Origin of the sequence: Lipingzhangella halophila (assembly GCF_014203805.1) — a bacterium.
Classification (GTDB): Bacteria; Actinomycetota; Actinomycetes; order Streptosporangiales; family Streptosporangiaceae; genus Lipingzhangella; species Lipingzhangella halophila.
In genome coordinates, this window is record NZ_JACHJT010000001.1 from 5,051,762 (window position 1) to 5,063,900 (window position 12,139).

General features: G+C 69.3%; 8 protein-coding genes. 3 read left to right on the forward strand and 5 right to left on the reverse strand.

Features of this window, described 5'->3' with window-relative positions:
- Nucleotides 1-176: 176 nt before the first annotated feature.
- Together F4561_RS22985 and F4561_RS22990 are read left to right on the forward strand one after the other, a co-directional pair.
- Entirely contained in the window at nucleotides 177-911 is a 735-nt protein-coding gene (locus F4561_RS22985; RefSeq protein WP_184581474.1) for a GntR family transcriptional regulator, read from the forward strand.
- A gap of 60 nt (nucleotides 912-971) precedes the next feature.
- Nucleotides 972-2,432, forward strand: a complete 1,461-nt coding sequence (locus F4561_RS22990) for a PTS transporter subunit EIIC (protein WP_312885465.1) — start codon at nucleotides 972-974, stop codon at nucleotides 2,430-2,432.
- A 68-nt stretch (nucleotides 2,433-2,500) separates the two neighbouring features.
- On the opposite strand, the gene secA is transcribed toward F4561_RS22990, so the two are convergent.
- Complete coding sequence (secA, locus tag F4561_RS22995) at nucleotides 2,501-5,416, reverse strand: preprotein translocase subunit SecA (protein WP_184581481.1); 2,916 nt, start codon at nucleotides 5,414-5,416, stop codon at nucleotides 2,501-2,503.
- Between the two features lie 225 nt (nucleotides 5,417-5,641).
- On the opposite strand from secA, the gene F4561_RS23000 reads away from it, so the two are divergent.
- Nucleotides 5,642-5,986 (forward strand): hypothetical protein, encoded by a 345-nt coding sequence (locus F4561_RS23000; RefSeq protein WP_184581483.1) that lies wholly within the window; start codon nucleotides 5,642-5,644, stop codon nucleotides 5,984-5,986.
- A gap of 131 nt (nucleotides 5,987-6,117) precedes the next feature.
- Here F4561_RS23000 and hpf read toward each other — a convergent pair whose 3' ends face one another.
- From hpf to mtrB, 4 genes are all read right to left on the reverse strand, one after another.
- Nucleotides 6,118-6,804 carry a ribosome hibernation-promoting factor, HPF/YfiA family gene (gene hpf, locus F4561_RS23005; protein ID WP_184581485.1) on the reverse strand — a complete coding sequence of 229 codons (687 nt, stop codon included), beginning with the start codon at nucleotides 6,802-6,804 and terminating at the stop codon, nucleotides 6,118-6,120.
- Between the two features lie 879 nt (nucleotides 6,805-7,683).
- Nucleotides 7,684-8,394 carry a ComF family protein gene (locus tag F4561_RS23010; protein ID WP_312885468.1) on the reverse strand — a complete coding sequence of 237 codons (711 nt, stop codon included), beginning with the start codon at nucleotides 8,392-8,394 and terminating at the stop codon, nucleotides 7,684-7,686.
- Nucleotides 8,395-8,511: 117 nt separating this feature from the next.
- A complete protein-coding gene (locus F4561_RS23015) occupies nucleotides 8,512-10,386 on the reverse strand; it encodes an LpqB family beta-propeller domain-containing protein (protein WP_184584056.1) in 1,875 nt (624 codons plus the stop codon).
- Between the two features lie 11 nt (nucleotides 10,387-10,397).
- Complete coding sequence (gene mtrB / locus F4561_RS23020; protein ID WP_184581487.1) at nucleotides 10,398-12,122, reverse strand: MtrAB system histidine kinase MtrB; 1,725 nt, start codon at nucleotides 12,120-12,122, stop codon at nucleotides 10,398-10,400.
- Nucleotides 12,123-12,139 lie beyond the last annotated feature (17 nt).

Here is a 12,139-nt window from a genome sequence, read left to right on the forward strand (position 1 = left end):
TCCCATCCGGTGGCGGAGCCCGGTGCGGCGCGAAACCGGCCCGCGCCGGACGGTTGCGCTGCACATGAGGCCGGGCAGGTGCAGGGGCGTCGCCGGTGTATTGACAGTCGTCGCGGCCTATGGTCTAGTCCGGCCTATACCAGTACGCCAGGAAAGTTACCGAACAGGCGCCCCTTATGACAATCGACCCCGCGAGCCCTGTCCCGAAGTACTCACAGCTTCGTGAGTTGCTCATGGACTGGATCGCGGACGCCGGCCTGACGGTGGACGACATCATCCCCTCCGAGCGGGAGCTCGGCACCACCTACGGGCTCTCGCGCATGACGGTCCGCCAGACCGTTGACCAACTGGTTTCCGAAGGAAAGCTGTACCGGGTACCCGGCAAGGGCACCTTCGTCGCGCGCCCCAAGATCGAGATGTCGCTCGCTCTCGCCTCCTTCACCGAGGACATGCGGGCCCGCGGCTACCAGCCCGGTGCCCGCGACATCGCCCGGCGGGTCGTGCCCGCCAGCGGCCACACGGCAAAGCATCTGGGCATACCCCCCGGTGCGGAGGTGCACCAGATCGAGCGGCTACGCACCGCCGATGGCGAACCGATGGCCGTCGAACGCACCAACGTCCCCGCCTCGCTCGTCCCGGGGCTCGACGCCCGCGGGCTGTCCGAGTGCTCCCTCTACGAGGTCCTTGAGCAGGAGTACGGGATCGTCTTCGACTCCGGCGAACAGACCATCGAGGCCACCCTGTGCGACCCCGTGGACGCCCGGCTCCTCGGCCTGCCGCCGGGCAGCCCCGTTCTCGCCATGCGCAGGATCAGCCTCAGCAACGGCACCCGTGTCGAGTTCGCGGTGTCCACCTACCGCGCCGACCGCTACCAGCTCCACTCCCACCTCGACCGGTATCCCGGGCGCTGAACCAGCACCCTGGAGACCCGGCCCGCGTACCCCTTGACGCCCGACCCGGGAGGAGTTCCCGTGAGTTCTGAGTCAACAACCGCGGACGGTGGCCTGCCCGCCGCCCCCAAGACCTCCTCGAAGACGCTGGCCGTCCTCCAGCGCGTCGGCCGCAGCCTGATGATGCCGATCGCGGTACTTCCGGCCGCCGCGCTCCTGCTCCGATTCGGCCAGGACGACATGCTCGGCAGCAACGGGCCCGAGCCCGGCGGTCTGGCCGACGTCGCCGGCATGGGCTGGATGGCCAACGTCGCCCCGATCGTGGGCGCGTCCGGCGAAGCCCTCTTCGAAGCGCTTCCACTGCTCTTCGCCGTGGGGGTGGCCATCGGCTTCGCCCGGCGCGCGGACGGCTCGACCGCCCTCGCGGCGGTCGTCGGCTACCTGGTGTTCGACCGGGTGACCACGCGGATCTTCTTCGACCAGGGGGGCGAAGTCGGCTCCGCTGTCACGGTCGAGGGCACGGAGCTGGTCAACTGGGGCGCGAAGAACCCCACCGACGTGCTCGGCGGCATCATGATCGGGCTCGTCACGGCGCTGCTGTGGCAGCGCTACCACCGGATCAAGCTCCCCACCTGGCTGGGCTTCTTCGGCGGCCGCCGCTTCGTCCCCATCCTCACGGCCGTCGTGGCTCTGGGGCTGGCCGTCGTGTTCGGCTTCCTCTGGCCGACCGTGGGCGGCTGGATCGACGGCCTGGGCGCCTGGGTCGTCGGCTCCGGCGCGGCGGGCGCGGGTGTCTACGGGGTCGTCAACCGGCTGCTGCTGCCGTTCGGCCTGCACCACATCGTCAACTCGTTCGTCTGGTTCGTGGCAGGTGACTTCCAGGGCGCCTCCGGCGAGATCGACCGCTACTTCGCGGGTGACCCAACCGCGGGGGGTTTCCTGGCCGGCTTCTTCCCGGTCCTCATGTTCGGCCTGCCCGCGGCGGCCCTGGCGATCTGGCGGGCCGCGCACCCGACCCGGCGGGCCGCGGTGGGCGGCATCATGATCTCGGGCGCGCTGACCGCGTTCGTCACCGGGATCACCGAGCCGATCGAGTACGCGTTCCTGTTCGTCGCTCCCCTCCTCTACGGGGTGCACGTGGTGCTCACCGGGATCTCCATGGCGGTACTGAACGCGCTCGACGTCCAACTCGGGTTCGGCTTCTCGGCCGGCGGGATCGACATGCTGCTGAACGCCTTCAAGTCCAACACCCAGGGGATGCCGATCCTCCTGGGCATGGGGGCGCTCTACTTCGTGCTCTACTACCTGGTCTTCTACTTCCTGATCACCAAGTTGAACCTGCCCACCCCGGGCCGCGAGCCGGCTGAGGACTCCCCGGCGGCCGCCGCCCCCAGCTCCGGAGCGGCACCGGACGAAAAGGGTTCGCACGATTCCGGTGGTTCCGGTGATTCCGGTGATTCCGGCGGTTCCGGCGGTTCCGGCGGTTCCGGCGGTTCCGGCGGTTCCGGCTCTGGCTGGAGTGTGGACCCACCCGCGCCCTGACCCTGAACGAACGAGGGCCCCGCCGATGGCGGGGCCCTCGTTCGTGCGACCGGCTGGCGGCGGGTGGGTCAGCCGCGTGCCTTGGGGTCGCCGTGGCACTTCTTGAACTTCTTGCCCGAGCCGCACGGGCACGGAGCGTTGCGCGCGGCACCGGCGTACTCGTCGTCCGCAGCGGCGTCCTCGGTGTGCCGCTCGACGCCCCCGCCCTCGCCGGGCGCGGAGTACTGCAGGTGGCTCGGGCGGTCCTGGCCGAACCCGGCGACCACGACGTCCGGGTCGCCGGAGGCGTCCGCGGCGGTGTCGGTGTCGGCCGCCGCCACCTCGGCCCCCTCGTCCTCGGGCGCCTTGGTGACAGTGTCCGTGTCCGTGTCCGTGGCGGTGGCCGAGTCCGCTGCGGGCGCGGTGGTGACCACGGCACCGGCCGCGGCGGCCGTCGCCGCCGCCCCCGCCGGGTTGACCGTGGTCTGCTCGTCGGTGGCCTTGTCCTTGACCTTGACCTCGACGTTGAAGAGGTAGCCGACCGACTCCTCCTTGATGGCCTCCAGCATCTCCTGGAACATGTCGTAGCCCTCCCGCTGGTACTCGATCAGCGGGTTGCGCTGCGCCATGGCCCGCAGCCCGATGCCCTCCTGGAGGTAGTCCATCTCGTAGAGGTGCTCGCGCCACTTCCGGTCCATGACCTGCAGGACGACGCGGCGCTCGACCTCGCGCATGGCTTCGGAGCCGACTTCCTCCTCGCGGCGCTCGTACATCGTGTGCGCGTCCTCGATGACCCGGTGCGAGATGATGTCCGGGGTGAGGGTGTCGAGCCCGCCCCCGTTCTCCTCGACGAGGTCGTCCGCGGTGAACGTGACCGGGTAGATCTGCCGGAAGCCCTTCCAGAGCTTCTCCAGGTCCCAGTCCTCGGGGTCGCCCTCGGAGGTGGCCTGGCGGACGTATCCGTCGAGGACGTCGTCCAGCATGCCCTCGATCTGCTCCTTGAGGTCGGCACCGTCGAGCACCTTGCGGCGCTCGGCGTAGATCACCAGGCGCTGCCGGTTGAGGACCTCGTCGTACTTCAGGACGTTCTTGCGGATCTCGAAGTTCTGCTGCTCGACCTGCGACTGCGCCGACTGGACCGCCTTGGTGACCACCCCGGACTCGATCGGCTGGGTCTCCGGGATGTTCAGCCGGTCCATGATGAGCTCGACCTTGGAGGCGTTGAACAGCCGCAGCAGGTCGTCCTGCAGGGAGAGGTAGAAGCGCGACATCCCGGGGTCGCCCTGGCGGCCGGAACGGCCGCGGAGCTGGTTGTCGATCCGGCGGGACTCGTGGCGCTCGGTGCCGAGCACGTAGAGGCCGCCGGCCTCCACCACCTGCTCGTGCTCGCTCTCGACCTCCTTCTTGGCCTTCTCCAGCGCCTCGGGCCAGGCGGCCTCGTACTCCTCCGGGCTCTCAAGGGGCACCAGGCCGCGGGCCTGCAGCTCCTCGTCGGCCATGAACTCGGGGTTGCCACCCAGCATGATGTCGGTGCCGCGGCCGGCCATGTTGGTGGCCACCGTGACGGAGCCGAGCTTGCCGGCGCGCGCGATGATCGACGCCTCTCGGGCGTGGTTCTTCGCGTTGAGAACCTCGTGCGGGATGCCCTCGCGTTTGAGCATCTTGGACAGCAGCTCGGACTTCTCGACGCTGGTGGTTCCCACGAGGACCGGCTGCCCCTCGGCGTTCCGCTCGGCGATGTCCTCAACCACCGACTCGAACTTGACGTCCTCGTTCTTGTAGATGACGTCGGCCTCGTCGGAGCGGATCATCGGCTCGTTGGTCGGAATGGGCACCACGTCGACCTTGTAGGTCTGGGTGAACTCCGCGGCCTCGGTCTGGGCGGTACCGGTCATGCCGGCCAGCTTCTCGTAGAGCCGGAAGTAGTTCTGCAGCGTGACCTTGGCGAGCGTCTGGTTCTCGTCCTTGATCCGCACCTTCTCCTTGGCCTCGATGGCCTGGTGCATTCCCTCGCTGTAGCGGCGTCCGCGCAGCACACGGCCGGTGAACTCGTCGACGATGAGCACCTCGCCGTCCTTGACGATGTACTCCTTGTCCTTGCGGTAGAGCTCCTTGGCCTTGAGGGCGTTGTTCAGGAAGCTGATGAGTGGGGTGTTGACGGACTCGTACAGGTTCTCGATGCCGAGCCAGTCCTCCACCTTCTCAACGCCGCTCTCGGTGATGCCCACCGTGCGCTTCTTCTCTTCGACCTCGTAGTCGGTGTCGCGGCGCAGGCGCGGGGCGATCTTGGCGAACTCGGTGTACCAGCGGGAGTTCTGCTCGGCCGGGCCGCTGATGATGAGGGGGGTCCGCGCCTCATCGATGAGGATGGAGTCGACCTCGTCCACGATGGCGAACTTGTGCTCGCGCTGCACCGTGGAGTCCAGCGACAGGGCCATGTTGTCGCGCAGGTAGTCGAACCCGAACTCGTTGTTGGTGCCGTAGGTGACATCGGCCTGGTAGGCGGCCTTGCGCGCCTCGGCTCGGACGTCGGGGGCGATGACGCCGACCTTGAGCCCCAGGAACTGGTAGATCCGGCCCATGTTCTCGGCATCGCGGCGCGCCAGGTAGTCGTTCACCGTGACCACGTGCACGCCCTCGCCGGGAATGGCGTTCAGGTAGACGGCGAGCGCGGAGGTCAGAGTCTTGCCCTCACCGGTCTTCATCTCGGAGATGTTGCCGAGGTGCAGTGCGGCGCCACCCATGAGCTGGACATCGAAAGGCCGCTGGCCAAGGGTGCGCTTGGCGGCCTCGCGGACGGTCGCGAAAGCTTCGGGGAGGAGGTCGTTGAGCGACTCGCCGTCGTCGTACCGCTCGCGGTACTCGTCGGTCAGCGCGCGCAGCTCCGCGTCACTGAGGTCGACGTAGTCGTCCTCGATCGAGTTGATCTGGTCCTTCAGCCTCTTCAGCCTGCGCTGGATCTTGCCCTCTCCTGCGCGGAGGACCTTGTCGAGTATGCCTGGCACTTCCTATGCGCTCCTCGCAGATCGTGGCCCGCGTGCGGAGGCGGACGGATCCTAGACCCCCAGCATCCCATGGTAGGCGACCATAGTCCGTACGTGACCCTGATCGACACCAACGATACGGGCGCTCACCGGCGCCTCGCGTTTAGCCACGTCCGGACGGGGTTATTGCCGAAGTAGGCCCCTCATACTTCGCACACGGCCAAAAGGAGACCGAAAGACACGCCAATGACCGACAGCCAATCCGGCGAGTTCATTCGCGGGTACCAGCCAGAGGGCGGGGCGTGGGCCCCGACCAACACGCACCGCGGGCGGCTCGGCTCGTGGGTGGCGGTCGCTTTCCTCTCCGTGGGCTTCGCCCTGGGGGGACTATCGCTGGTCATGGGGCCGGCATGGGAGCTTATGGCGGTGGGTGCGGTGCTGATGGGCATCGGCGGGATCCTCTGCTTCGTCACCGACATCTTCACCGACGTCGTCCTCGACGACCCCCACTACGACTCGGAGGAGCCGCACACCACCCCGTTGCACCGGATCAAGCGGCGCCTCCGGAAGACCGGGCGCATGAGCCGCTGACCCGCCGCTTCCCGGCGCGCCGCGCGAGGGTGCCGCACGGCGCGCCGGAAACTCGGGGGCGGTAGCCACACGGCGTCAGCGCACGCCACCCGCACAGCCGAAGCCAGGGGGCCGCGCCGCTGGGACGCCGGTCAGTCCATGAGGCGGATCACGCCGTAGTTGAACGCCTTGCGCCGGTAGACCACGCTCGGGGTATCGCGCTCCTCGTCGTGGAACAGGTAGAAGTCGTGCCCGACAAGCTCCATCTCCATCAGGGCGCGGTCGATGGTCATGGGCTTCGCGTAGTGGATCTTCTCCCGCACGACCAAGGGGCCGTCGCCCTGGGTGTCCAGCTCCACAAGCTCGTCCTGGTCAAACTGCTCGTCTACCTCTCCGGTGCCGGCATCGTCGGGCGCGGCGACCTCCTGCTCCTGAGCAGGCGGGGGAACGGTCACGGGACCGGGGGCGGTCTCGGTGCCGTTCGCCAGGTCCGCGGTGGCCGCGGCCACCGAGACGGGGGCGCGGTTACTCCCCTTGTGCACCTTGTGCCGGTCGGCGGTTTTGCGCAGCCGGGCCTCGATCCGGTCAAGCGAGAGGTCGAGAGCGGTGTACCGGTCATCGGCGGACGCCTCGCTGCGAATCACCGGGCCGCTGGTGTGGATGGTCAGCTCAACCCGCTCCCGGTGGTCCGCCAGCTTCGGGTTGCGTTCCTTGGACACCTCCACATCGACGCTCATGCCCTTCTTCTCCCATTTGGAGAGCTTGTTCAGCTTGTTCTCGACGTGCTGCCGGAACTTGTCGCTGACACTCGTGCGTCGACCCTTGACGATGATGTCCACTAGACCCCCTTCGTCGCGGGGCCACCGCCGCGCGATGGCCCGCCTCAGCTCTGCTGCCCCCGCTCCGCGCGGCGGAGGCGATCTCTCTCCTCCTCATTTCGTGTCGAGCTGGCTACCAGGCTGTGGAGTTGCTGTATACCCACGGGACAAGCGCTATTCACCCGCCATGAACCCGGTATTTTCGCTGATCAGAGCCCTACTTTCGGGGCATGACGGCGCCCGGCGCCGCCAGTAGGCAGCGCGGCGCCGCGCTTACTGCGGTCGGGGGAAACGCACCCGCCCGGCCGACCTGGTCTTCGTCCCCACATCCGCCTGCTGAGGGGCTCGCCGCGCTTGAGCGCGACTACGACCCTTCTCCCGCTCCGGAGGGACATCGGGTCCCTCCGCGGGGCAGGACTTACCTCTAAGCCGCACCGTGATCGGTCGACAAAAAGTCGCCTTACGTGGGCCGTTTCGCCTGCGGCTGGCATCGGCTTGCCGAACTCGCGCCCCAGCGCAGGGGCGTCGTGTCCGGCGCAACCACGGACCCGGACGGGTGCCATGCCTGAACGCTAACCCGAGAACGCGTGTATGTCAGGTGTCCAGAGCCCGCGTTCACCGGGCCAAGCACCCCGGAACGCCCGCACACAGGCCGATACGGCGATCTGGAGCGGTCTTCTCACAATCGCGCCTGGAGTTTCGGTGGTGGGGGTGAGAGGGCACCCGGGTGGGTGCTCATCGGGGCGGTGGGGCGTGGTGCCGCGTCTGACGGGGCGGCGACGATGGCGCCGGATCACCGCGGGTGGCGTGCGCCCGCTATGTCCGATTTTTGCGCCGATCTTGAGCATTCCGTTCCTTCCCAGCGCGACAAAGGAACGGAATGCTCAAGATCGGCGCGGCTCAGGGTCGTTCGGTGAGAACGGCGGCACCCACGACGTCGGCTCCCGCCGCGCGCAGTGCCCGGGACGCTTCGGCGAGGGTGGCGCCCGTGGTCACGACGTCGTCGACCACGATGACCGCCGACCCGCTGAGGGCCTGTGCGGTGCGCGGGCGCACCGTGAGCGCGCCCGCCAGGTTCGCCCGGCGGTGTCGCTGGTCAAGGCCGGCCTGGTCGGCGACGCGGCGCCGGTGGTGCAGGGCCGGCACGACACGCGCCCGGCTGGCGGCACGTCCGTGCCCGCGCGCGGCGGCCAGCGCGAGCATCCGGACGGGGTCGTAGCCGCGCCTGCGGGCGGCTCCGGCCCGGGTGGGCACCGGCACGACCACGGGTGCGGAGCCCGCGGGAGCGGCGGCCGCGATCGCGCACGCGAGGCGGCGCCCGAGCGGGCCGGCCAGCCCGCGCGCCCGGCGCTCCTTGAACGCGAGCAGCAGCGCGCGGTCGCGCCCGGCGTAGGGTCCGGCCGCCCACACCGGCGGGCAGTCGGCACGGGCCCGGCAGGGGCGCGGCGGACGGTCGAGGAGCGCGTCGCACGGTGCGCACAGCGGCCCGCGCGGACCCGCGCACCCCGCGCAGCGCTCGCCCAAGGCGAGATCGACCAGGGAGGCGAACACGGGTGGCAGGTACGGCACCAAACCATGCTCACCGGCCGGCCCCGCCTCCGTCAGGGGCACGTGGCCACCTGTGGACAGCGAGCGCCCGGCCGGAGAACGCGGGTCCCTTCGGCCACCGGAGCGCCACGAGGCGCACCAGCCACGACCGGGCGAGACCGGTAGTTGCGGAACCGCTGGTCAGCCGGGATATACAGGGTTGGCGCCATCGGCGGCGAACCGCCACATGACGCGGTCGTTGGTCAGCCACACCTGATCGTCGTCAGCGCTGGAGAGCATGGGGCGGCCCGGCGCCGCGCTCAGGGCGCCCATGTCGGCGCCGGTGGGCGCTCCCGCACTGGTGGCCTCGGTGGCACCATCGAGCGACAGGAGGAACGCCTGGACCGCGCCCTGCTCCTTCTGGCCGAGAACGGCGAGCTGGTCGCCGCTCCGCCAGGAGACATCCGAGATCGCCTCCAGGTCCTTGCCCAGCGGGATGAACTGGTCGAGCGCCATGTCGCCGCCGCTGCCCGTCACCCGTCCGACGTACAGGCGCGGCCCGTCGTCGAGCTCGGCGATGACCGCCGCGCGAGTGCCGTCGCGCGAAATCCGGATGGTGGACACGGCGACCTCCTCCAGCTCCGGCGCGCTCACCTCGATGGGCTCACTGCCGCCGCGCATCATCCAGATTTTGCTTCCCGACGGAGTGCCGGATCCGCTGTCGTCGGAGTCGTCCGAGTCGTCCGAGTCATCGGAGCCGTCCGATTCCTCGGAGTCGTCGGAGTCGTCGGAGTCGCCCTCGCCGCCGCCATCGGAGTCGGTGGCCTGCTTCTCCACGACCCACAGGTTGTTGTGCGGGTCCCAGGACAGCGCGGCGTACTCACCACCCGAGAGCACCGAGTCGAAGTTGCTGCCGTTCTCCGGCTCGGCGACGACCACCGAGTCGAGACCGGCCTCGATTCCGGCGATCTGCTTCTCGTCGAGGGAGACCGCGTGCTCCCGCAACGGATTGCTGCCATGGCCGAGAGCGCCTTCGACGCGCGCCTCGTCCGGTTCCTCCCCCTCTCCGTTGCCGCTGAGCCACCAGAGCTGGCCGTCGCGGACGAAGTAGGCTTTCGGGCTCCCCGGCATGCCACCGGGGTCGACATCGGCCCACTGGTTGCCGGTTCCCTGGAGGTTCTCCGCGTCGCCGCCGGGCAGCTCGATCTCCTCACCGTGGATCCGCACCACCAGTTCCTGGACCTCGGGGAGCTGCTTGAGCGTCCAGGCGAGTTGGGCGGCCATCCCGTAGTGGTCGCCGTCGACCGAGACATCGCCGCTCAGCTCGACGGTCACGGCACCCGAGTCGTAGGCGACATCCGCCCTCGTTCCTTCGGGGAACGCCGACCGCACGGCCGGATCCAGCCACTCTGTGGGCCCGCTGATCAGCGTCCGCACCAGATGCGTAGCCAGGTTGTCGCTGCTGACCGGAAGGAACACCGGGTCCGGCACGAGGGTGCTCTCGTCGCGGTTGAAGAAGTACAGGTTGAGGGGGCGGTACGCGCGGTCGACATCGCGGCGGCCGAGGATCAGCGAGTCGGGAAGCTCGGCGATCCGCCACTCACCGTTGTCCTTCTCCAGTTCGAACGTGGTGTCGATCGTCTCGCCCGGATCTTGGGGCACGTACTGCCCGTCTTCCCTGATCGAGGCGATATGCGGGCCGCGCATCCGGATCTCGGCGGACTCGCCGTTCGCGGCGACGTTGGTGTCGAAGGTGATGCTGTCCATGTCCTCGTAGACGAGCACGTCCCCTTCCGGCGCCCACCGCTCCTGCGGCCCAGGCATCAGGTAGAGCCGGGCCGCGTGGTGGTTCTCCTCGAAGCTCCCCATGTCCCGCAGGAATCCCTTGACCAGGGATTCCTCGCCCACGTCAGGCTGCGGTCCGGCTGGCAGCATCCGCACGTAGCCGCCGGGGCCCTCGCCACTGTCGACGCCTCCGGCGCCGCGGACGACGGGGCCGCTGATGGGCACCGAAGCGCACCCGCCCACCAGGGTGGCCAGGGCGGCCGCGGCCACCACGACCGCGGGCCGCGGCATTCGCCGTTCCGTCACGCGTCCATCCCCCCTGCCGAGCGAGTGGAGTCGAGGTCAGGAGGTGACGCGGGCTGGACGGGACGGGCACGCCCGATGGCCATCTCGGGCGGGGCGAGCGGGAGCGGCGAGCCGCGCAGCTCCTTGCCGTTCTCGCGCGGCAGCGACAACCGGAACTGCGAGCCCTTGCCGGGCGCTCCCCACGCCTGCAGCCAGCCCCCGTGCAGCAGGGCGTCCTCCTTGGCGATGGACAGGCCCAGGCCGGTGCCGCCGGTGGTGCGGGCGCGCGCCGGGTCGGCGCGCCAGAACCGGTCGAAGCAGAGGTGCTCCTCGCCGTCCTTGAGCCCCACACCGAAGTCGCGCACGGCGACCGCGACCGCGTCGCGGTCGCCCGCCGCGGTGACGATGACGTCCTTGCCTTCGCTGTGCTCGATCGCGTTCACGATGAGGTTGCGCAGGATCCGGTTGATGCGCCGCTGGTCGAACTCGGCCGTGCACGGCTCGGCCGGCAACCGCAGCACGACCTTGATGCCGCGTCGCTCCGCGATCTGTTCGGCGTCGCTGACCGCCTTCAGCACGGAGTCGCGGATGTCCACCGACTCGATGGTGAGCGTGGCCGCGCCGGCGTCGTGCCGGCTGATCTCCAGCAGGTCGCCGAGCAGCTCCTCGAACCGTTCGAGCTGGCCCTGCAGCAGTTCCACGGACCGGGACATCGAAGGGTCGAGGTCCTCGCGGTCCTCGTAGAGCAGGTCACCGGCCATCCGGATGGTTGACAGCGGGGTGCGCAGCTCGTGGGAGACATCGGACACGAACTGGCGCTGCACCTTGGACAGCTCCTCCAGCTCGTGGATCTTCTCCTGCAGGTTGCCGGCCATGTCGTTGAAGGACATGGCGAGCCGCGCGAGGTCGTCCTCGCCCCGCACCTTCATGCGCTCGGACAGATCGCCCGACGCGAGTTTCTCCGCCGACCCGGCCGCGAGCCGTACCGGGCTCACCACCTGGCGGGTCACCAGGTAGGCGATGACCGCGAAGGAAATGATCAGGGCCGCCGCCGCGAACACCATGGTGTTCTGCACGAGGGTGAGCATCTGCTGCTCGTGCTCCAGCGGGAACAGGTAGTAGAGCTCGAAGGCGTTGGTGAGCTGCGCGCCGACGGCCAGGGCGGGCTCGGTGCTGTCGCCGCGCACGATCTCGGTGTAGGTCAGGTACTGCGACTCCAGTTCGGCGGAGCTCACCTCTTCGCGCAGCCGGTCGGGCACACTCTCCTGGTCGACCGTCGCCCAACCGGCGACCCCGTCGGCCGAGGGGATGATGACGACCTCGTAGAGGCCGGTGGTGCCGCTGCGGGCGCTGAGGTCCTGGGTGACCTGTTCGAGCTGGGCGTCCTGCTCGGCCGCGTCGCCGTTCTGCATGACGTTCTTGGCGTAGCTCAGGCCGGCTTTGTGGTCGCTGAGCGCCGCGCTCTCCTTGGCGTCGAGCAGCCCGGACTGCACCTGCTGGATCAGGAAGAACCCGAGAACGGCGGTGACCACCGCCGAGATCACCAGAGTGGTGCTGACCACCCGTAGTTGCAGCGAACGCCGCCACCGCGAGTGGACGGCGCGCACCAGACCACGGGCCGCCCGCTGGGCCACGAGGTATCCGCTGCGGAGCAGGTTCGCCACCCGCTGCCAGCGCGAATGCGCGGCCTCCTCACTCTCCAGCGGATTCGCCGCGTTGGCGTCGCCGGTGCTAGTCGCCACGGGTTAGGTCCAAGAGT